The sequence below is a fragment of the Segatella paludivivens DSM 17968 = JCM 13650 genome, assembly GCF_000373185.1.
Lineage (GTDB): Bacteria > Bacteroidota > Bacteroidia > Bacteroidales > Bacteroidaceae > Prevotella > Prevotella paludivivens.
Window position 1 is genome coordinate 51,133 of the sequence record NZ_KB890637.1, and the last position, 22,261, is coordinate 73,393.

Here is a 22,261-nt window from a genome sequence, read left to right on the forward strand (position 1 = left end):
CCATGAAAAACATGCTGCAAAGATATAGGCTTTTTGCGAAACCTCCAAATTATTAGTCATGAAATCATAGTATTTTATATTTTGTTAACCATATGGTTACTACTCACTTTTCTTTGTTTTTGTTCTTACTTGTTGAAATTCTCAGCATCAATAGCCTTGATTTTCTGCTTAATAAGTTCCACATCATCCTTAAGTTTCTGAACCTTGTGATTCATTTCGTCAATAAGGCTATTACCTTTCTTACTACTTACACTAAGGAAACCGAGATTATTCTCGTATGTGATTATTTCTTGTTTCAGACTTTCATAGCGTCTCATAAGTCTTCCACGCTCGTTGTCTATTGCGTCTTCACCGTTTTTAGCTACATTCCTCAGGTTGTTTCTGAAGTTGTCTATGCGTCTTTTGGCAATAGATATATGAAGATCTTTGTACAACTTATCCAGAATATCGTGATATTCTTTGTAAAGTGTATCTTTTTCTTTATATGGTACATGTCCAATATTGTTGTATTCTTCAACAAGTTTTTGAACTTTATCCTGTACGTTGTCTGAAACTTCTTCTGCAAGAGTTTTAAGTTCTGAAATAATATCTTTCTTTTTGCTCAAGTTGCTATGCTCCTCATTGCGAGTACCTGCATTAGCAGCATTGCGTGCTTCAAAGAACTTGTTGCATGCAGAAAGGAATTTGGTCCACAATTCATCACCTAACTTCTTTGGGACAGGACCTATCGTCTTCCAATCTTTCTGCAGTGCAATAAACTTGTCTGTAGTAGCTTTCCAGTCAGTGCTGTCCTTTAGAGATTCAGCTTGTTCTATCAAGTTTTGTTTCTTTTCGGTATTCTCATTGAAATGCAGTTTCACTTCCTTGAAGTGTTCAGCCTTGTTACCGAAGAATTCATCACAAGATGCGCGGAATCTTTCAAAAATCTTCACGTTCATCTTCTGTGGTGCAAATCCTATCTTCTTCCATTCTGCCTGAAGACCTATGATTTCTTTTGTATGTTTGTCCCAATCGCCTTCACCATTGTTTTCGGCTTTCACGATTTCTTCAAGTTGTTCACATAGTTTGGTTTTCTTTTCAAGGTTGTCTTCTTCTTTTGTGCGTAAATCTTCGAAGTGCTGTTGGTGCTTCTTGTTTATCACGGTTGATGCAGCCTTGAATCTATTCCATGTTTCTTCGCGCAGTTCCTTAGAAACAGGACCTGTCTCGCGGTATTGTTGATGAAGTTCTTGTAATTGGTGGAACGCACTTATAACATCTGGTTCTTCAGCAAGCTTTTCAGCAGCATCGCATAAGTGGCGTTTTATTTCAAGATTCTTCTTAAAGTCATATTCACGTGCTTCACGATTTAAGTTCAGCAAGTCGTAATATTGCTCTACATAAAGTTGATAGTTTCTCCATAATTCATTGGCTTTGTCTGCAGGAACAGTTCTGATTTCTTTCCATTTCATTTGCAACTCCTTAAATTCCTGATAGCTTTTGTTAGCCTCGTCAGGAGAAGTTATCATTGCCTTTATGCGCTCGATAATATCTATCTTTTTCTGTAGATTATCTTGCTTTTCAGCTTCTTGCTCAAGGAATAATTTTGCACGACGTTCTTTTATCACACTCATTTGAGCTTTGAATATTTCTTCATCCTCATCTGGTACCATAACATATTTTTCTGGGTCGCCACCGGCTTCCAGATATGCTTTTTGCTTAGTGTCACGCTCTGTAATATGAATTTTGTAGAAAGTGGTTTTTAGATTATCGAGTTCCTCTTTTGTTGGGTTCTCTTCATTTCCGACAATTTCTTTGAGACGTTCTAGAATCTCAGCCTTGCTCTTATATGTTTTAGGCTCGGCAGGAGTTTCATTTGTATTCTCTACTTCAGCAGAACTTGTAGTCTTCTGCATTTCATCATCTAACATTACCTCTTTAGGGGTATTCTCTTGAGAGTTCATCATTTCACCGGTTTAGTTTATGATACTGATTTTCATTGCGTTGTGCAATCATTATTAGCTTGCAAACTTAAATAAAAAAAATGTAAAATCCTAATTTAAATTGGTTTTTTTTACTTTTCAGTTGTTATAGTAGGCGTTTGTAACGCAAAATCCACCATGACATACCTGATACTAAGACAGAGATAACTATTGCTATGATAAATCCAAACTTATTTGTTTCCATTCCGTTAAGCAAATTCATACCAAATATACTTGCTATAAGGGTAGGGAACATCATGATAATACTCACAGAAGTGAGCGTACGCATCACCGTATTCATGTTATTATTAATGATACTTGAATACGTCTCCATCGTTGATTCCAAAATATCAGAATATATGTTTGTCGTTTCACGTGCCTGTGTCATCTCAATACTTACGTCCTCAATAAGGTCGGCGTCAAGTTCATCCACCTGAAGTTTGAACTTTAGTTTTTGCAGAAGGTTCTCGTTGCCACGTATTGATGTTATGAAATATGTAAGTGAGTCTTGTAGACGGCTTAGTCCTATTAGACTTTCGTTGTTTACTCCCTGATCAAGATTATGCTTTGCTTTCTCAATTAAAGAGTTTATCTGTTTGAGTCGTTTCAGATACCAAACAGCACTAGAAAGGAATAGGCGGAATATCAGGTCCACGTAGTCAGTGAATCCTTCTCGTCTTTTCTGCTGATAGCTCACGAAGTCTATCATCATATTCGTTTCGTAATAGCACACTGTTATTGTGACATCCTGCTTATGTATTATACCAAGCGGTACAGTAGTGTAGGGCGTGCGCGAACGAACTTCTTTTACGTATGGTATACGAAGGATGATAAGCATCCATCCGTCATCATATTCATAACGTGCACGCTCGTCGGTATCGCTAATGTCTGATAGGAAGTAATCTGGTATTTTGAAAGTATCTTCAAGATATTCCTGATCTTCGTCTGTTGGGCATGTAACCTGTATCCAACAATTTGGCTGCCACTCTTTAAGGGCGCTCAAATTCTCGCTAATGTTCCAGTATGTTCTCATTGCAGCTAATCTCCGTAAAATAGAATCCTAGGTGTGGGGATTAGCTTCAACTAAATCCTCACGCCTATAAATTAAATGTTTCCGCGTGATAATCGTCCATATATTTGTTATTATGTTTGATTTAACACTGCAAAGGTAACAATTAAATATTAAATATTTTCATATCTAATAGGAAATTATTCATTTTTTTCATTCACATGTTTGATGTTCCTTAACATTGTCGTTAGATTTTATCCAACGCCTGTTTGATGTCATCAAGTATATCTTCGCTGTCTTCTATTCCAACAGAAAGTCGGATAAGGTCTGGAGCTATACCTGCTTCACGCAATTGCTCATCAGATAACTGGCGGTGTGTGTGACTTGCTGGATGAAGCACGCAACTGCGACAGTCGGCAACGTGTGTGACGATGTTAATCAATTCCAGTGAGTCCATCCATTTTATAGCTGTTTCTCTGTCACCTTTCAGTCCGAATGCAATTACACCGCATGAACCGTTTGGAAGATATTTCTTTGCAAGTTCATGATTTCGGTCGTTTTTAAGTCCGCAGTAGTGTACCCATGCAACTCTAGGGTCTTCAGACAGGAATTCAGCTATGCGCTGTGCATTTTTGCAATGCTGAGCCATACGCAGGTGCAGACTCTCTAGTCCTAAATTAATAAGGAATGCATTATGTGGTGACTGTACACTTCCAAGGTCGCGCATGATTTGTGCCACTAGTTTTGTGGTATATGCCATATTGCCGAAGCTCTTTGTGTATGTCAGTCCGTGATAAGAGTCATCTGGCGTGCATAGTCCTGGGAATCTCTCTGCGTTTGCGTCCCAGTCAAAGTTACCGCTGTCTACTACCACTCCGCCAATCGTTGCAGCGTGACCGTCCATATACTTTGTTGTTGAATGTGTAACAATGTCACATCCCCATTCAAAAGGTCGGCAGTTAATTGGTGTAGCAAAAGTATTGTCTACAATCAATGGTACACCATTTTTGTGGGCTATCTTTGCGAATTTTTCAATATCCAGAACGTTACATCCAGGGTTTGAAATCGTTTCTCCAAACATTGCTTTTGTGTTTGGTTGGAAAGCTTTCATAATGTTTTCCTCTGTGTCTTCAGGATTAACGAATGTGCATTCTATTCCCAGTTTTTTCAGAGTCACTCCAAACAAGTTGAAAGTTCCGCCATATATCTCATTTGAGGCAACTACGTGGTCACCAGCTTCGCATATATTAAATAGTGCATAGAAGTTAGCTGACTGACCGCTTGATGTAAGCACGGCTCCAACTCCGCCTTCCAATGCTGCAATCTTCTTTGCTACAGCGTCATTTGTTGGATTTTGCAGTCTACTATAGAAATAGCCGTCTTTCTTTAAGTCAAAGAGCATAGCCATTTCTTCAGAGTTGTCATATTTAAATGTTGTACTTTGGTACACCGGAACCTCTATTGGTTCTCCGTTTTTAGGTTCCCATCCTGCCTTTACGCATAGGGTTGAAAGTTTCAGTTCTTTCTTCATCAGTAGTATATCTTTCCTTTGTTTAATTAGTTGATTGTCATTAAATCATTTGATGACGATGCAAATTTACTAAAAAAACGCGTAATAACTTTTGTTTATATATTATTTTGTTACATAAAGTTGCAGAATGATATTCTTATTCGCAATTCTTCATGAATTCATCAAATAGATTCTTCATGTTTCCAGGAACAATGATATGATGATTTCCTATTGGGTTAGTGAGGAAGTAGTTTGTCTTCTCTGCATTCTCCAGTTGTATCACCTGCTGTGTACGGCATAAGTTTGGCTTAGCCTGACTGCTTACCAGTTCACCATTTTCAGCGAAATGTCTGCTAAGATTACCCGAAACCTTGAATATTGTCACAGGACCGTTTTTCATATATCCTCTTATTCCTACGCCGATTCCTGATTCAAAGTGCGTATCAAATTCATAGCGCTCAATCATATTAAATGGTATTGTGCAGTGAGCAAAAAGCATTTCTCCGCTTGTTGGATTTATGTGTGCAGGGTTAGCCTGAAAACCAGATACCGAAGCCAGTGAATTAGTTATAGCCATAGACAGCATTGCCGGAACATCACCTTCGCATGTTGCGATAATACCTTCGCTGTTGAATTTAGCCAGAGCCAGACATCCCGTGTTCTTCACTGCTGTAAGCAAGTCAAAACAGCGTAGTGTAAAGCCGTTTAAATCATATTTCTTTATAATCACTTTCAGTGCCAGATATATCTGTTCTGCAATTGGCAACGCCTTCTTAATATTTTCGTTAGGAGCCTTTGCTACCAGTTCTTCTGGGTTAGGCATCGGAATCTCCTTTATCTCGTCTAGCAATTCCTGCATTGGGATATTAATGATTTCAATACCAGTTTTAGCCTTCACCGTTTCATAGTCAGCATTACTTGATATCAACCAGTCTGACGGTTCGCCCACAACGCCAAGTCTGCATCCGTCGAGTTGTTTTCTAGCCAGTCCCACCTTTTCAAGAATATTTATTCTCTCAGCCACATATTCAGTACTGCCGTGCAGTATTTCACCTTTTATATTATGAAGTCTTAGAAACGACAATATTTCCATTGATGCAGCAAGAGAGTTGCTCTTTCCTGATGTCAGCAGATAAATAGGTTGCTTTGAATTAGCTTGTATTTGTGGAAGCAGTTTTTTGAAGATACCTTCAGTTCCGCCAGTGCGCACATATATAAGGTTTAATGCGTGATCACCATAATTAGTAAAGTCACTACCAATGAAATCAAATTTGATGTTCAGACTGCCTAAAAATTCAGCAGTAGCCCCATCTACAGCCTTTTCGTCGTGAAGCTGTGATGTAAGAGTATAGATTGAAATATTCATAATGTTGTTTTCTGTTTGAGTGCCAAAGTTACATAAAAATATTATTTTGAGGAATAAATTCTGCATTTTTTCTATTTTATCGTCTTTTGTTTCGTTAGAAATAAGTAATTTTGCGTATTAAATATTTAAATAGAGTAGAAAAATGACTATACGTTTGGCAACAGTTGATGACGCTGAAGAATTGTTGGGCATATATGGCCCGTATGTAGAACATACCGCAATAACGTTTGAATATGATGTCCCAACCCTCGAAGAATTTCGTAATCGCATTATAAAAACTTTGAGTAGATATCCATATTTGGTAGCTGAAGAAAATGGAAAGTTGATAGGTTATGCTTATGCCGGACCATTCAAGGAACGAGCTGCTTATCAGTGGGCGGTTGAAACTTCGTTATATTTAGACAGGAGTTATCGTGGAAATGGTCTTGGTAGAATATTGCATGATGCTTTATGCGATGCTTTGCGTAAGCAGGGTATACTAAATATGAATGCATGTGTTACTTATACATCTAAAGAAGACGAATATCTTACACATGCTAGCTTGAAATTTCATAAGCGATTGGGTTATACTATTGCTGCGCATTTCCATAAGTGCGGCAAGAAGTTTGATCGTTGGTATGATATTATTTGGATGGAGAAGCATATTGGAGAACATAAATAAAATAATCAAATGAAAAAAATCAGTTTAATTTTACTTGTAATGATGTCTTTGTTGAATCTACAGGCACAGAAAAGGGCTTTTCAGATTTCAGACCTCTATCGTGTACAGAGTGTGTATGGTGTGACCGTGTCTCCTGAAGGCAACACCCTTGCTTATGTACATAGCCGCTCTGATTTGAAAAACCACAAATCATATCGTAATATCGCGTTGATGAATTTAAAGAATTTCTCAACACGTGAACTTACCACAGACGGTAAGAGTGGTGATGCTATGTGGAGCAAAGACGGAAAAAGTGTTTATTTTATCTCGTCTATAAGCGGCACTCCACAGCTTTATTGCAGTGACGGAACGGGTAAAGCTGAAAAACTTACTGATTATGAACTTGGAATAAATGCCCCTGTTCTTTCTCCTGATAATCGTTATGTTGCTTTTACAGCAGACGTGTTCCCTGAGGCTGGAGCTGACGGCAAGAAGAATGTTGAACTTCAGAAGAAACTTAATGACGGACCTGTTCAGGCTCATATCGCTGATAAGTTGCTTTACAGACACTGGACTGAATATGCAGATGGAAAATATCAGCATATCATTGTTTATGACTTGAAGGATAAAACCTATACTGATGTCACTCCAGGTGAGTGGGTATCTCCTGTCTTTATGCCAGGTGGAGGTGTAGGCTTCAACTTCTCTCCTGATAGCAAGGAAATTTGCTTTGTAAGCAATCGCACTCAGCATCAGGAAGCAAATACCAATTGCAATCTTTGGACCGTTCCTGTAAAGGGTGGTGAGGTTAAATGCCTTACTGCAGAGAATGAAGCATGGGATGGAACTCCTATTTATTCTCCAGACGGCAAGTATATCGCTTATCGCATGCAGCGTGTTCCTGGATATGAATCAGACAGATTCCTGCTTGCTTTAATCAATCGTCAGACTGGTGAGAAAACTGTCCTCACAGAGAGTTTCGATAACTGGGTTGATGACTTCAAATGGAGCAGCGACAGTAAGAATATATTTTTCTTGGGTGAGGATACTGGATACCAACCTTTGTTCAAGGTTAACGTAAAGAGCCATAAGATTAATAAGGTAATCAGCAATCGTGCTATTAACGAATTTGATTTCGATGCTAAGGGCAATTTCTATTATACTTATTCAAGAACTGGTAAGCCTAATTCTTTGTACACTTCTTCTGCTAATGGAACTAAGGAACGTCAGATTACATTCCTTAATAAAGAGCTAGAGCAGGAAGTTGACATCCGCCCATCAGAGACAATGTGGGTTAAGGGTGCTAAAGGTGATGATGTAGAAGTGTTTATCGTTAAGCCTCATGGTTTTGAAGCTGGAAAGAAATATCCTTTGATCGTTAATGTACATGGTGGTCCACAGACACAGTGGATGGATAACTTCCGTGGTGACTGGCAGGTATATCCTGGTGCAGGTTATGTTGTAGCCTATCCTAACCCTCATGGTTCTACAGGACGTGGACAAGCTTTCTGCCGTGCCATCAGTGGCGACTTTGGTGGTGCTCCTTATGAGGATGTTATGAAGGTCACAGACGCTCTTTCTAAATTGGAATATGTAGACTCTACACGTATGGGAGCTATGGGATGGTCTTATGGTGGTTACTTCATGAACTGGTTACAGGCCAACAAGCATCCTTTCAAGTGTCTTGCTTCTATGATGGGACTCTATGACTTGCGCTCTATGTGGGGTGCTACAGAAGAACTTTGGTTCCCTAACTTCGATTTGAAGGGACAGCCTTGGAATTCTGATCAATATAAAAAGTTCTCTCCATCAGAGTATGTTTCTAATTTCAAGACACCTACATTGATCATCACTGGCGAGAAAGACTATCGTGTACCATATACACAGAGTCTTCAATATTTCAATACCCTTCAGACGTTAGGTATTCCTTCTCGCTTGATCGTATTTAAAAATGACGGACATTGGCCAAGTAATCTTAATTCAATGCCTGTATATTACAATGCTCATCTTGAATGGTTCAACAAATATCTAGGTGGTGCACCTGCTCCTTGGGATACCCAGAAGATGGTGTATAACCAGATAGAGTATTAAAATTATAATGATATGAAAGAAATCAAGAATTTGCCTTCTGAATGTACTACTATCATTGTAGGAAACAGAATGACAGCCGATGGATCACGCATATTGGCGCGTTCCAGTGATTTTGATGCTATGATGGCAATCAATTTCGAAGTCCATGAGGACACTCATTCCGGACCTTCTGAATTTATTGCTAAGGATAGCAAGTTCCGCTGTCCGTTGCCTTCTCAGGCTTTGGGCTATACAGCTTTACCTGATTTCCAGTTTCCTGGAGAATGGGGTAGTGCTGGCTACAACACTGCCGGTGTAGGAATGAGCAGCACAGAGACTATCTTCAGCAGCGACCGTGCATTGTCTTTCGATCCTTATGTTGAAAATGGACTCGCTGAAAACTGCACCTACAATATTGTTTTGCCTTATATCCATACTGCTCGTGAAGGCGTAGAACGTCTTTCTAAACTGATCGAGGAATATGGTTCAGCAGAAGGTTTCGCAATCGGCTTCATTGATGACAAAGAAACTTGGTATCTTGAAAATGCTTGCGGCCATCGTTGGCTTGCTTGCCGCATACCGGCAAACCGTTATTTCGTTACCGGCAATCAAAGCCGTTATCGTGATTACGATCCTAAAGATAAAGAGAACTTTATGGCATCAGCCGATTTAATTGAGTTTGCCGAGAAAAATGGATTGTACGATCCTGCTAAAGGCAAGTTTGATTTCCATGAGGCTTATTCACGTGATGAGAAGTTAGACACCACCTATAATTACCCTCGTGTATGGGGATTGCAGAAGATGTTCTCACCTTCAATAAAGAATGATGTGACACGTAATGATTTCCCTGTTTATGCTAAGGCAGATAAGCCTATCAGTATATCAGATTTGCGCACTGCGTTCAGATTCCATTACAACGATACCGAGCACGATCCATATCTGCATAATAATGGTAAGGAACCTTATCGCCCTGTAGCTATATTCCGTACCACTCAGACGCATATATTGCAGGTGCGCAACGATCTTCCTCAGTCTATCGGCTGTCTTTCTTATGTTGCATTGGGAATGGCAGACTTGGGAGTCTTCCTTCCATTGTATCAGGGTGTAAAGTCATATCCACGCCAGTATAGCATTGGTAACAACAATTCTGATAGTCATTCAGCCTATTGGAAGTTCCGCAAAGTAATGACTTTAGGAATGGTAAACTATAATGCTTATGCTCCTGTCATCCACGAGGTATATTTAAAGCTAGAGACAGAGAATGACCAACGTCAGAAGGAGATGGAAGCAGAGTATTTAAAGTTGTACAAAACAGAACCAATGAAGGCTAACGACATGTTGCAGCAGTTCTCAGACAGCATCTTGTTGCATGCGCTCGACGTCGCTGATGCATTAACTGAAAAACTCTTCACGTTATTGGCTCAGGATATTCAGAAAGAATATCTATTCCACGGAGCATAATAACTTTTAAGAATATCTATAAACAATCACAGGCACTTGCTACTATCGCAAGTGCCTGTGTTGTTTATATGCTACATATTCTCCCGCAAAATCTTAAAGTTGTTGTAGCTTGTCTGCGTGAATCTGCGTGAGAAATAAATATCAGATTTTAGGGGAAGTATAATTACGTATTAATTCCTTAAGATTATCTGCTGACATTTTCACGCCACCTTTATTTCTAATCTCTTTATTTACCTTGCCATTCTTTTTAAAAACCTTACGATGAGGCTTTCCTGCAATATCTGCATAAAGAGTGTAATCATGCTTTTCATTCTCTTTCAGAAAACAATGCTTGATCTTCTTTCCTGCTATTTCGTAATCTTCAATTATTGTCGGTCTGAATCCTTGCATGGAATCAACATACGCAGGAAGCACTAGATGGCAAAGGTGTTTTTCTATTCTATCTATCCAAAATTCAGTAACCATGTTCTTGTTCGCCAAATCTCGGAACTTGCTCACAGCGTAAGATACTTTTTCAATGATAGTCATAGGATTCTTTATATTATTGATGTCGGCAAACCTTATCATATCATCAACCGTAATGCCCGTAGTCTTTCCAAACATACTCATCTCATGGCGGTTGCCTAATGCCATACCGTCAAGATCTGTCGTGAATGTTAAGTCGTAAGCTGGAGTAATATGCCATCCATCAGTAGTAGAAAGCATAAACGAGAAGTTTTTCGAATGGTCGTCTATGTTTCCAGTCATCATGTTGAATACCATTCTCCGAAATAGTTCTACCTGTTCATTCATAGGGATGCTAAGTCTCCTTGCTGTATAAAGCAAGTCCTCGTAGCTTCGTGCTTCAGGATTCACTGCTGCAAGAGTCTGTGTGAAAATCTTTGTTTCGCCAACACGATCAAATCGCTTTGTAATAAAGTGGTTTTTCCTCTCAATGCTGATTATCCGAGAATACATAATATTAATGCCAGCCTCCAGTGCTATATCATAATATGTCTGCTCTATTTCTGCATTTGGGTAGTCATTTCCATCAGCAAATTTCAGTATATAATATTCGTAGCCGTCACCTTGCATGATTTGCCCCGAACGAATTTCCTTGGTGTCTTTATTTATGGCAATGATAGCTTTAGGGTGCTGTCCGCCTGCCGATGTACCCACATTATATAAGCTTTGCATTGTCAAGCTTTCTTCTGGGGCAATATAAGCTTGTTTGCGCTCTTCAAATATCTTTTTTGCAAGTACATACAAGCCTTCTAACTTTAAGTCTTCTTTCTTGTTTTCTTTAATATCTGTGGCTGGCATAAATTCCAATGCACCCATGCCTCGTTGACCAATGAATTTCAGTTTATCAACAGATGTGATTTCATTTTTTCCTATATTGTTTTCATCAGCCCAACGCTCAAAGACTAAAGTTCCCCAGCGGTCTGGTATTGAATCTGCAATAAACTCAGGCAGTCCTTCGTATACCTTTTCTTTATTGCCGAAGAACGGACGATTAGCCCCATCCTTTATAGAGTGGGTTAACGGAGCAATATCCAGTCCTCTCTCAATGAATGTGGGATTATAACTGAACACGGCACATCCATGAGTATCACTCCAATAGAGTCTGCCCACTTCTTTGTCCCATAGTCTTACACTGACGATATTATTTTCCATGACGCACTCTCTTTGGTTTATTCTTTTCTATCTTTTCCAAATCATATGGTGAAATAGGTATCTCAGGAAGAATATTCTTCAAGGAATCAATTTCATTAACCTCACGTAGCATAGCAATGAAATTATTCATTGTGATGTTCATAGCTTGTCCATTTTCAAATTTTCTAATCGTGGGAAGGCTTATTCCGCACTTCTCCGACATCTCTTTTTGTGTGAGACGCATTGCAATGCGGTAATCCTTGAATCGTTTGCCGAGAGTCATAATAATCTCAGCATTCGACATTCCATATATATTATTCATACCGTTCATGTTGCAAAGATAAATATATTTTCCTTTAAGTGTTATTTTTAGCGATAAAAGCAAATATATTTATCCTTAATTAACAAACAATGGTATCATAACAGACATTGAAACGACTATTCAAAATTATTGTATATCCTAGATGTTGACGGATAATTCCAGCAAAGAACTACATGGTCTCTCGCAGATAACGCAGAGTTACGCAGAGAAATGCATAGAGAAAGTATCTGCGGTAATCAGCGTAATCAACGGGAGATATATTGGGGGTGTATTGGCATAAAAAAGAGGATGCTTACAATAAGTAATTTCAAGGTACAAAGAACAAAAGAAAGAATATCTCCTAGTTTTTTACTATTCTAAACTAGGGGAGATGTATTGGTGCATTTACGGCAATAAATTAAACTTATTGCCGGATATGCACCATTTTAGTAAATGTCAAGTTAATAGCTTTGATTGGATTAGCTGAAGATATTCCCGCAGAGTCCCGCAGATGATTGTATCTTGAAGTTATTGTAGTTTGTCTGCGTAAATCTGCGAGATCTGCGGGATACATTGGGGTTTCTTATAGATAGATTGAGTAAGCTTACGTGAATATTCTCCCGCAGATAGCGCAGATGACGCAGAGAGGAATGCAGCAGGCTGCATTATTACGCAGAGAAAGACAGGTTGGGTAATTGTAGCAGTTTTGTTGTTTTGGGTTCTGTCTGCGTAAATCTGCGAGATCAACGGGATACATTGGGGTTTCATTTGAGCAATATGGATTAAGTACTCTCATGTGTTATTCTCCCGCAGATAGCGCAGATGACGCAGAGGAATGCAGCATGCTGCATTATGTCGCAGAGAAAATGCAGTTGGGAATATATTGACATTAGCAGCTAGTATGGATTGCGACTATGTTTCCTTTTGTACTATGACGTTGATCATTAGCTCACTGTCCTTTCTTCACTTCACTGCTTACTTCATTTTCCTCATTATATCTGTATGGAACAACCATATTGAGAATATCTATTAATTCGTCGGCCTTATCACTCTTCTCTATTTTATTGCCAACAGAAAGATTAAATATATTTTTGATAAGAGTTTCTGTTATCATAGAGTCTTCCTTATTGCAAATAATATTATTTGCTAATAAAATCCTGTAGTAAATGATTCTTATTTTCCTAGGTGTAAGCTGTTCTTTGTAATTATTAATAAGATTTTTTAGATGTTTGTATATATTATCATTATTTAATTCTATCCATCCATCCATTTTATTAGGTGATGAGGTAGACCTAGGTGCCATAACTGGTCGTCCGTCACTTGCCATTATATTTACCCCGTTTTTATCTTGTACTTGTTGATAATGAATACTAGGATCATTAACATCTGCCAATTTTGAAGCATATTCAAATAATTGTTCATTGTTTAATGGTGCTAAAGCTATACCTGTTAAAAATATCTTATCCATTTGTTCAATCGCAATAGTATGTATTTTTTTATCGTCATTTTCATATAAAGTTTTATATTTATATTCAATGCCCTTTATTATTTTATCAGGATCAATACTGCATACTATAATAAGGCGTTTCCTTATTTCTGCATTTTCAAGCACAGTTCTCAGTGAATCTATGATACTCGTCATTTTTGTTTCTGAGCATCTATCAATATCATCAATATACAAAATAACTTTCTTTTTAACAGTATTCTTCTCGCTAATCCAAAAATTCAACAACGATGTTATTTCTTTTTCAATTTCGGCTTGTATTCCCAATTCATTTGCAAATGTAACCCCCTTACTATATCTTTTGATTAATGATATAGCTGAGTTGTAATGCTTTGATATAAAATCAAGAATTAATCCAATAGCTGATAAAATGCTTACTATTATTGTTAATGATTTTTTCCAATTATCGAATATTGTATCTATTATATTTTTATTATAAAATAGTATAATTAATATGATTGGTATCAAGAATGGTAAACCATATGAAATAGATTCCCAAATTCGTTTTATAGTATAGCGGAACTTAAACCACCAATCTTTGCTATTATATAATGTTTCAAATAAGTAAGCCCAAATGGCAGGAGTTTCTTGGTACTTCCAAGCATTGAATTCAACAATATCATACTGTATAGCTTTTGAATCTGTTCTCTCATTTATGCACTCTTTTACTTTTCTGAAAAAATAAGTTTTCCCTCTTCCCCAAGGGGCAAATATACCAAACATACATACATTATTTTGTTCGTTTTCACAGGCTCTATCTATCAGTTTTACATAGCAATCTGCTAATTTTTCAACATTAAAACAAGCCTCGACACTATTATCAACAATTTTTGTACTGTTTTCTTTTGTTGTATATAATTGTGATGTGATTTCTTGTGTTATATTAGTAAAATGGAGATCTTCAAGAGAATTATCATCTATTTCAATCTTATTTTCTTTAACTAGTTTAGTTGTTTCCACAAGACTTTGTGCTATTAGACTTTCTGCATAGTCAATACCCTCAGATGTAATACTGAAATACCCGTCACCATTTATATAGAATTGGGCATTAATATATCCATTATCTTTTAGATAATGAAAGACTCGTTCCTGTTGTTCATCAGAAGAAAATTTGATATTTTTAGTTTTACAAAACTCTTTTATACCTACATTTGATTCATCTCTATAATCAAGCATCTTTACGATGATATCGTCTCTTAATTCCTTTTCTGTCATGTTTGATGTGTGTTTAATATATTAATGGTATTTATTGTTTTACAAAAGTAGTATTTATTTTCCAAATTGGCTTGTTCTTAATAATCGAAATGTTTTTATTTGTCTCTTTTTATGTAATTTCGCAAATAAAGTTATATATTTGCCTTGAATTTAAAGTCAGAGAAAGGACTGACGTTAAGCAATTAATATCGTGATAACTAAAAATGAATTAGAAAAGTATCGTGGAAGTAAAGTTGGTGAAGCCTTAGTTAAACTATCTGTTGCTGAAGGGTTTAAATGTGAGAATAATTACATACTAGTATCGATTTCAGATAAGACCTTTACCCAAGTCTCTGATATAATTAAGTTACTTGACTTCATTAAATCTAATCTTAAATTACAAAAAGAAGAACCATGTCTAGAAATAGGAAATAACATGGCAAATGCAACAGGACCTTCTGGACCAAACTCATCGATTAACCATATTGACTTCAAGCATTGGGACACGCTAATTAGCATTATACAGTAGTGCCATTAATAATTTGCTGAAGAAGTTTATGACGTCAGTCCATAAGATATTAATACTAGAACACCCTATATATTTCATGCTCAAAAAAGAACTCATTTTTTGAGCATGTTTTTGTAACAATGGTAATAAATTTCTATTTATATTTTCTGTTTAAACATAAATACTTAAGACCGATAGAAATGTAATCGATAGCAATAAATTAACCCAATACAACTTTTGGTAGCCTTTATCCTCACGACTTTTAAGAACTCACTTTATTTTCTTTTAGAGTTTTATCTAATTTTTCTTTTTCAAATGAGATTAAATTGACTATTGTTAGTTTTAATTTATCTTTTAAATCATTACCTGGATCTGTATCCTTTAATCTACTTATCAATATAGCCGGAGCATATTTTTCAAGATTTTCAATATCTTTAATTTCTCTTATAATTGAACGGATTGATTTTGGTATTTCGTATTTCAAACTTTTATACAAAGAACATATCTTGTTATCTACAACAACATCATCGCTAGTCTCTCTATTAATGTATTCTTTTCTTTTTGTATCCCCTTTAGGTATGTCTTTTATAAAATCATTGAAAAACAATAAATCAACAATAGCAGTACAATAATTGTCGTAAAGCACATTATTTTTTATTTTATATTCATTAAGAATTTCAGATTCTTCAAGATCTTTTATTATGCTAGTTGCAAGTAAATTTTTTCCATCTACATCTCTAATAAGATTTTTAAGAGATTGACAATCTTGCTCGTTGTAATTCCCTTTAATCATGTGGTCAAATATCCTATCTATTTCTAAAAAATTATAAGACACCTGATAGTTTATTAAAGCTTTTCTTAAATCTTGTAATAATGCCATTTTTTGTCCATATTGAAATACTGATATTTGAAGTTGTCTATTGGATTCATTCTCCTTGTAATTTTGTCGTAGCTGCCTATTTAGAATAAATATAGCAATTAATGAAGTTAATAGTCCCCCAATATAACTTCCCCAAAAAGCAAGCCAACTAGCTTTGTTAATCGAAGGCAAGAAGCAATTAAGTAATAGTGGTATAAGAATAATTAATATTACTCCACATGCAATTGTTATTATGTTTGTCATCTTATTGAAAATTTATTGATTTTATATTTAAAATATAAGTAGTTAATTGTTTACTGTAAGTTTTAATATATTTATCAAATATATCTTGTACAATTGGTGCTACCCAATACTGTGAGTCTGCCTCTGGAGAAATTCCCATGTCTAAAGCATCTCCGTAGTCGGATGAAGAATAATATTCAGGGTGTAACCTATATATGTATGAAAAATGGCAGCATATAACCATTGATATGTTCTCAAACATTTCATTAAGAGCATTTATCTTATTTGTGCTATCAAATGATTCATTGACATTTAGCACAAAGTTGTCCCAAGAGTTATAATGCATATTATCATTACAAATATCTTTGCTCTGTTTCTTTTTAATATCCGAAGTTATTTTAAATAAGTCATTATCTAGCTCTTTTAAGGCTCTATTTTTATCCTCATAAGTTCTAGGCGGTTTATTCTTTTTAGATGGCTTATCATATAGATGTTCTTGTGCATATGTCCATGCACTTATAACACTATTTTTTGATGCCCCATAGTCTAAAAAGTCTTTCTCTTCTTCTTTTGTAAGAATTGATTGGTAAATATCAGTATCTACAGCATCGTAATATTTACGAACTAAAGCAAATGCATCATTTAATCTTCCAATATAAACAAGAATCTTGATTGATTCTATTGAACCTTGCATCGATGCATATATTTTATTTTGATAAGAAATCTTTTGTGTTAAAAATAGTCCATCAACATTTCCAAAGGAGCTATCAGATAAGAAACCATAAAAGGACTCTAAATCTGACAACATAGCAAAGATTTTATGATTATAATAATCATATCCTAAACCTCTTGCATTAATAATCATTTTGTCTTTCATCATACTGCTTAAACGTATTTATAGCATTAAGCTCAATATATTGCCTTGTTACTTTAGACAACTGCATATTGACTTGATACCTAGTTTTGTGTTATTACTTCTTTATCAGTATATTTTCTGTATAAGCGAGTAGTGCTTACGCATATGACAATAATATAGCTGTCAATGTCAATCAAAATTAATCAATAAATCTATTGCCTCTGTTAAAGTTTTATAGGTGAAGCTAGGGTTGCGCCCCACTGGGTAACTTTCTATAGTTTCATTTATTGCTTTTTTATCTGTTTTGCCGAAAGTAACGTTTTCTATTTTGGACTTAATATCTTCTATTGAATAAATTCCAAATTGAGGGAAATTCACACATATAGCTTCTGCTAAGACATATGATGACGTGTCAAAACTAGGAGATCCCTTAGGCATAAATGGTTCTAAGGCATTTACAAATTTTTGAGGTTCTTCGTATTTTTTCTGTTCAAATGAAATATAAGTTTCACTATGGCAAACTTTTATAAATACAAAGAATAGAAAAAGTAGTGAATCACATTCAAGTTTCTTGTTACAACTTATAGCTAAGCTTACGTGAGAATAGATTTTTTCCATCTGCCTCAAACTTAACTTGTTGTGTTGGAATAGCTTTATGGAAAAAGATTTGTAGTTATTTCCGTATTCAAGATTATTGATATGCGTTCCAATCTCAAACTTATCATACAAGTAATTACAGAAGTCTTCATATGATGGTTCTGGTAGATTATATTCTATATCAATGAATCGTTTAAGATAGTTCTCTGCATCTAGAGACTCACTACCGTAATATCCTTTTATAGCATTGCATAGCTGTTTTTTGTCTACTGATAAAACGAAGACAATATTTGGAATAGAAAAAAGGTGTTTAATCCTTTCTAATACTTTTACTGCATATGAAGGACTGCATCTGTCCAATTCATCAACAAAAAATGTTAGAGGTTTGTCGGTATCACATTTATCAACAAAGTTTTGAAGAGCTTTACGAAATTCTTTGATAGAATTCTTTTGTTTTTCATAATTTTCAAATTCCTTACTTAGTACATCAGTAACTCCTTTAGTACATCCTTTAATAGTTTCAACAGCATCATTACCAAACTTTTGTTTTGCTAAGGCTTCAATTAATGTAGGAAATGTTGATAGAAAAAGTTTACTTGCAGCATTAGTAACTTTGTTTATCTCTGCATCCAAATTGTATTCTTTGCTCAACTCTTTAAATTCGCCAATGAATCCAATTAATGGATCACTAATAAAGTCATTTTCCCAGACATTAAAATACAGAGTGTTAAACTCGTTGTTGGCAAGATATTGCTGCCACATTTTTATAAATGTAGTTTTACCAGTACCCCATTCACTGTTTATAGCTAAGACACAGCTATCATATTGTGATACTATCTGCGTTAATATTTTAGCATACTTTTCCCTACCCAATTTGCATCCCGCAAATGGGTGTTCTGGGTCTATATCTACATCTCCTAATTTACTTATCATCATTTGGTTTGTTTTTTTAAAGTTATATTTAGTGTTTACATTTATTGTTTTACATTGCTCTAAAAATACCTAATCTTGATCTAGCGATTCATGTATTTTTCAATACTTTTTGCAATACTATCTAAACTTTTTTGAATAGTATCGTATGAGTCGTTTTGCGTAATCACTCCTTCTTTAAAATATTTGAATGCGGTAGTTAGTTCGTCTTCAACAACAATGTGCTGTTTATCTATAAACTGATTCATATCAATATTTTCTTGTATTTTATAATTATCGGAATATGTACCAGTTAAAGATAAAGGAATATCTTTTCCCTTCCAACGTGTTATAACATCTTCACAGGGACCAATAAAAAAATATTTTGGAATATCTGTTGGAACATAAAATGTTTGTTTTATTACTTCAAAAAAGACTCGATCATTATCTTCAAGGTTTTGAATAAAGTCCTCATTTACACTGATAGAGACTTTGAATGCATTCTCTTTACCTATATTTCTAATTCTTAAGAAATATGCTTTTTGGGAAATAATAATATCAAACACTAGTCTTGCTCGCTGTGATTCTTTTCTTTCTCTTTTAATCTCATCAAGTTGTTCTTTATTTTGCTTTAGAGTGTACCAAGTAATTATGACCATAGCTAAAGACATTAAGGCACTAAAGTATATTACCCAAAACGACAACCAATCTTTTGGTTCTCCTGCGACTTTATAATTATAAATATTATCACGTGTCACTACCCAGTTTAGGAATAGCGGAAGCAATAGTATAATAACAATAATACACCACCAATATTTTTTTAATAAATTCTTCATCTCAATAATATAGTTAAATTACACAACTACTCACCTTTTGAGTGCGTATATTATTTAGTACTATTACTATGTTTTCTATAATTTTTATTTATTTGAACAGTTGTTTCCAAATTGTAGGATTAGTTATTATATTTGCTAGAATATTCGACAGGGTGGCTTCTCCGAATCCTTTCAATTTAGATAATAGATTTTGTTTCTTTGCTTCTTCTGTTTCTCCCTCTATGTCTTTCAAATCCTCAATGCCATTGCGTCCAAGTTCATCCTTGATGGCTTGCAATACAATATCAATATTTATATTTTGTGATTGACTCACGTTGATATTTTGGACGTTAGTTAGTACGTTCTTTTTTGTTTCACAAATACTTGGAATCTCTTTTAATGCAATTAGAACGCCAACCAAATCATATATTTTCCCCTGAGTAATTTCGTCAATAGTTATATCATTAAAACTATCAATAGAGCAATCTTTTGGATAATTCTGAATAAGAAACCTTTTGCTTTTTTGAATCCATGCCGAAAATTTATCTGGATTGTTCAAATAACTACAGGCTGGTACCTTTTTAAGCTGAAAATATCCAGCAGGCTCTAAATGCGCCTCTACATTTATCATTTCGAAGGTATTTCCTTCTTCTATTAATTCTTCTAATGTCATTGTATTCTCCTTTTAAAGTTAAATAATTCAATAGCCTAGTTTTATGAGTATATTTTCGCCTTTTGTGATGGTACTGAAACTCTTACAAAGTATTTTTCATAACCATAGCTGTGGTTTTCCTCTGTCGGCTAAGACTTAATTGTGTATTTTTACTCTTCAAAAGTAGTAAATTTTATGCTAAATAAGAAATAGAGACCTTTGTATATTCCTATTTTAACACTCAATTTAACATTAAACAAAATAAATGATGCTATTTTGAATCGAACAAGTGAAAGAATCAGCCTAATCAGAAAGAGAAGACTACATGCTACTATCTGCGAAATAAATGCAGTCTTACTGCAATTCCTCTGCGTGCTCTGCGCTATCTGCGAGAGAATAAAACACGCTAGCGTACTCAATCAATCTGCACAGATAAACCCCAATATGTCTCTCGTAGATCTCGCTGATAATCGCAGACGAAACCCATAACAACAAACCTTAAATAACCACAAAAGAACAATTACCTCACCTAACTGTCTTTCTCTGCGAAATAATGCAGCTTGCTGCATTCGTCTGCGTGATCTGCGCCATCTGCGGGAGAATACTCACGTAAGAGTACTCAATCTATCCGCACAAATGAAACCCCAATGTCTCCCGCAGATCTCGCAGATTTACGCAGACAAAACCCAAAACAACAAAACTGCAATAATCTCACCATTATTTCAACCTGTCTTTCTCTGCGAAATGATGCAGCCTGCTGCATTCCTCTGCGTGATCTGCGTTATCTGCGGGAGAATATTCACGTAAGCATACTCAATCTATCTGCACAGAAGAACCCCAATGTCTCCCGCAGATCTCGCAGATTTACGCAGACAAAACCCAAAACAACAAAACCGCAATAATCTCACCACCATTTCAAACTGTCTTTCTCTGCGAAATAATGCAGCTTGGCTGCATTCGTCTGCGTGATCTGCGTTATCTGCGGGAGAATACTCACGTAAGAGTACTCAATCAATCCGCATAAATGAAACCACATATATCTCCCGCAGATCTCGCTGATTATCGCAGACGAACCACAAAACCACAAAACTGCAATAATCTCACCATTATTTCAACCTGTCTTTCTCTGCGTTATAATGCAGCTTGCTGCATTCCTCTGCGTGATCTGCGCTATCTGCGGGAGAATACTCACGTAAGAGTACTCAATCAATCCGCGCAACGAAACCCCAATGTTTCCCGCAGATCTCGCAGATTTACGCAGACGAACCACAAAACAACAAAACCGCAATAATTTCACCATCATTTCAAACTGTCTTTCTCTGCGAAATAATGCAGTTTGGCTGCATTCGTCTGCGTAATTTGCGTGATCTGCGAGAGAAGAATCATATAAGCGTACTCAATCAATAAACCAGGTAAGCTTACTCAATCTGACAAAGTGAGAATAGCTACACAAGCATACTCCAATCTATCAGCGGGAGAATACACACAAGTATACTCATCTATAAAATCCATCAAATAGCCTTTCCGCAGATTGCGCAGAGCAATATACAATTGATCTGCGGGGAACCCTCTAGGAAACGGCTTTGTCTATTATTTTGAATAGACATTTATAATCTGTACTTAAATACCAAAGATTCGTCTGTTATTTAATTGTAAATGGGTTTGTACTTTCTTTTTATTGGTTTTTGATTTGTATTTTTGTAATTCACTTTTTAAATTATTATTATTATGAAAGTAACATTCTCTTGTTTTACACAGACATGTATCAACAAACTAAGAAGTTGCGGTAGCTTTTCTACTGCCCATCTTTATGGTTGTGCCGCTCACTCTTTCAGTGAGTTTCTTGGACGNGACACTATCCGNTTCGGCGACATCACTGCCCAAGCCCTGAAACTCTATGAGAAATACCTNATNCGTACTTCCCATTCCTACAACACCATTTCTACTTANATGCGGATGCTCCGTGCCATCTACAACAAGGCGGTGATGGCAGGTTTTGCTAAGTTCGTGTTCAATCTGTTTCATGGTGTGTTCACAGGTATCAATCGAAACCACAAGAAGGCACTCGACGAACCTAAGTTGAAGGAGATCCTTACCGGTGAGGTGAAAAGTCCTGTTCTGAAGCGTGTGCAGTTAATGGCAGCCGCCATGTACCGACTTTGCGGCATGCC

General features: G+C 36.0%; 17 protein-coding genes. 5 read left to right on the top strand and 12 right to left on the bottom strand.

Annotated elements, in window-relative coordinates:
• Positions 1-125: 125 nt before the first annotated feature.
• The 4 genes from B045_RS0105225 to B045_RS0105240 form a co-directional block, all read right to left on the bottom strand.
• The gene (locus B045_RS0105225) at positions 126-1,946 is read right to left on the bottom strand and encodes a DUF349 domain-containing protein (protein ID WP_018463221.1); all 1,821 of its coding nucleotides are present in this window, start codon (positions 1,944-1,946) and stop codon (positions 126-128) included.
• 121 nt (positions 1,947-2,067) lie between these two features.
• On the bottom strand, positions 2,068-2,994 hold the full coding sequence (locus tag B045_RS0105230) for a magnesium transporter CorA family protein (RefSeq protein ID WP_018463222.1): 927 nt from the start codon (positions 2,992-2,994) through the stop codon (positions 2,068-2,070).
• 223 nt (positions 2,995-3,217) lie between these two features.
• Positions 3,218-4,501 (bottom strand): O-acetylhomoserine aminocarboxypropyltransferase/cysteine synthase family protein, encoded by a 1,284-nt coding sequence (locus tag B045_RS0105235; protein ID WP_018463223.1) that lies wholly within the window; start codon positions 4,499-4,501, stop codon positions 3,218-3,220.
• Between the two features lie 136 nt (positions 4,502-4,637).
• Positions 4,638-5,846: a hypothetical protein gene (locus tag B045_RS0105240; protein ID WP_018463224.1), complete on the bottom strand. Its 1,209-nt coding sequence runs from the start codon at positions 5,844-5,846 to the stop codon at positions 4,638-4,640.
• Between the two features lie 142 nt (positions 5,847-5,988).
• Here B045_RS0105240 and B045_RS14300 point away from each other — a divergent pair, with 142 nt between their 5' ends.
• The 3 genes from B045_RS14300 to B045_RS0105255 are packed head-to-tail and all read left to right on the top strand — an operon-like array spanning position 5,989 to position 10,017.
• Positions 5,989-6,507 (top strand): GNAT family N-acetyltransferase, encoded by a 519-nt coding sequence (locus B045_RS14300; RefSeq protein ID WP_018463225.1) that lies wholly within the window; start codon positions 5,989-5,991, stop codon positions 6,505-6,507.
• 9 nt (positions 6,508-6,516) lie between these two features.
• Positions 6,517-8,577 (top strand): S9 family peptidase, encoded by a 2,061-nt coding sequence (locus B045_RS0105250; protein WP_025884015.1) that lies wholly within the window; start codon positions 6,517-6,519, stop codon positions 8,575-8,577.
• Positions 8,578-8,589: 12 nt separating this feature from the next.
• Positions 8,590-10,017 carry a C69 family dipeptidase gene (locus B045_RS0105255; protein ID WP_025884017.1) on the top strand — a complete coding sequence of 476 codons (1,428 nt, stop codon included), beginning with the start codon at positions 8,590-8,592 and terminating at the stop codon, positions 10,015-10,017.
• A 141-nt stretch (positions 10,018-10,158) separates the two neighbouring features.
• Here the strand turns inward: B045_RS0105255 and B045_RS0105260 are convergent, their stop codons facing one another.
• From B045_RS0105260 to B045_RS0105270, 3 genes are all read right to left on the bottom strand, one after another.
• On the bottom strand, positions 10,159-11,673 hold the full coding sequence (locus B045_RS0105260) for a type II toxin-antitoxin system HipA family toxin (RefSeq protein WP_018463228.1): 1,515 nt from the start codon (positions 11,671-11,673) through the stop codon (positions 10,159-10,161).
• A complete protein-coding gene (locus B045_RS0105265; protein WP_044067640.1) occupies positions 11,663-11,974 on the bottom strand; it encodes a helix-turn-helix domain-containing protein in 312 nt (103 codons plus the stop codon). The genes B045_RS0105260 and B045_RS0105265 overlap by 11 nt, the downstream gene beginning before the upstream one ends.
• Positions 11,975-12,902: 928 nt before the next feature.
• Positions 12,903-14,672, bottom strand: coding sequence for a P-loop NTPase fold protein (locus B045_RS0105270; protein ID WP_018463230.1), 1,770 nt, complete (start codon positions 14,670-14,672; stop codon positions 12,903-12,905).
• A gap of 190 nt (positions 14,673-14,862) precedes the next feature.
• Here B045_RS0105270 and B045_RS15505 point away from each other — a divergent pair, with 190 nt between their 5' ends.
• Entirely contained in the window at positions 14,863-15,180 is a 318-nt protein-coding gene (locus B045_RS15505; RefSeq protein ID WP_018463231.1) for a hypothetical protein, read from the top strand.
• A 241-nt stretch (positions 15,181-15,421) separates the two neighbouring features.
• On the opposite strand, the gene B045_RS0105280 is transcribed toward B045_RS15505, so the two are convergent.
• The 5 genes from B045_RS0105280 to B045_RS14825 form a co-directional block, all read right to left on the bottom strand.
• Positions 15,422-16,282 (bottom strand): hypothetical protein, encoded by an 861-nt coding sequence (locus tag B045_RS0105280; protein ID WP_018463232.1) that lies wholly within the window; start codon positions 16,280-16,282, stop codon positions 15,422-15,424.
• Between the two features lies 1 nt (position 16,283).
• Positions 16,284-17,141: a hypothetical protein gene (locus B045_RS0105285; protein ID WP_018463233.1), complete on the bottom strand. Its 858-nt coding sequence runs from the start codon at positions 17,139-17,141 to the stop codon at positions 16,284-16,286.
• 165 nt (positions 17,142-17,306) lie between these two features.
• Complete coding sequence (locus B045_RS14305; protein ID WP_018463234.1) at positions 17,307-18,650, bottom strand: KAP family P-loop NTPase fold protein; 1,344 nt, start codon at positions 18,648-18,650, stop codon at positions 17,307-17,309.
• A 77-nt stretch (positions 18,651-18,727) separates the two neighbouring features.
• Positions 18,728-19,459 carry a hypothetical protein gene (locus tag B045_RS0105295; protein ID WP_018463235.1) on the bottom strand — a complete coding sequence of 244 codons (732 nt, stop codon included), beginning with the start codon at positions 19,457-19,459 and terminating at the stop codon, positions 18,728-18,730.
• Between the two features lie 88 nt (positions 19,460-19,547).
• Positions 19,548-20,111 (bottom strand): hypothetical protein, encoded by a 564-nt coding sequence (locus B045_RS14825; protein ID WP_018463236.1) that lies wholly within the window; start codon positions 20,109-20,111, stop codon positions 19,548-19,550.
• Between the two features lie 1,707 nt (positions 20,112-21,818).
• On the opposite strand from B045_RS14825, the gene B045_RS0105305 reads away from it, so the two are divergent.
• Positions 21,819-22,261: phage integrase SAM-like domain-containing protein (locus B045_RS0105305; RefSeq protein WP_018463237.1), on the top strand; the 443-nt coding region annotated here is incomplete at its 3' end.

Bases quoted from the DNA above. Each gene is read 5' to 3' on its own strand.
- B045_RS0105225 (WP_018463221.1), bottom strand. From the start codon at position 1,946: ATGATGAACTCTCAAGAGAATACCCCTAAAGAGGTAATGTTAGATGAT.
- B045_RS0105230 (WP_018463222.1), bottom strand. From the start codon at position 2,994: ATGAGAACATACTGGAACATTAGCGAGAATTTGAGCGCCCTTAAAGAG.
- B045_RS0105235 (WP_018463223.1), bottom strand. From the start codon at position 4,501: ATGAAGAAAGAACTGAAACTTTCAACCCTATGCGTAAAGGCAGGATGG.
- B045_RS0105240 (WP_018463224.1), bottom strand. From the start codon at position 5,846: ATGAATATTTCAATCTATACTCTTACATCACAGCTTCACGACGAAAAG.
- B045_RS14300 (WP_018463225.1), top strand. From the start codon at position 5,989: ATGACTATACGTTTGGCAACAGTTGATGACGCTGAAGAATTGTTGGGC.
- B045_RS0105250 (WP_025884015.1), top strand. From the start codon at position 6,517: ATGAAAAAAATCAGTTTAATTTTACTTGTAATGATGTCTTTGTTGAAT.
- B045_RS0105255 (WP_025884017.1), top strand. From the start codon at position 8,590: ATGAAAGAAATCAAGAATTTGCCTTCTGAATGTACTACTATCATTGTA.
- B045_RS0105260 (WP_018463228.1), bottom strand. From the start codon at position 11,673: ATGGAAAATAATATCGTCAGTGTAAGACTATGGGACAAAGAAGTGGGC.
- B045_RS0105265 (WP_044067640.1), bottom strand. From the start codon at position 11,974: ATGAATAATATATATGGAATGTCGAATGCTGAGATTATTATGACTCTC.
- B045_RS0105270 (WP_018463230.1), bottom strand. From the start codon at position 14,672: ATGACAGAAAAGGAATTAAGAGACGATATCATCGTAAAGATGCTTGAT.
- B045_RS0105280 (WP_018463232.1), bottom strand. From the start codon at position 16,282: ATGACAAACATAATAACAATTGCATGTGGAGTAATATTAATTATTCTT.
- B045_RS0105285 (WP_018463233.1), bottom strand. From the start codon at position 17,141: ATGATGAAAGACAAAATGATTATTAATGCAAGAGGTTTAGGATATGAT.
- B045_RS14305 (WP_018463234.1), bottom strand. From the start codon at position 18,650: ATGATGATAAGTAAATTAGGAGATGTAGATATAGACCCAGAACACCCA.
- B045_RS0105295 (WP_018463235.1), bottom strand. From the start codon at position 19,459: ATGAAGAATTTATTAAAAAAATATTGGTGGTGTATTATTGTTATTATA.
- B045_RS14825 (WP_018463236.1), bottom strand. From the start codon at position 20,111: ATGACATTAGAAGAATTAATAGAAGAAGGAAATACCTTCGAAATGATA.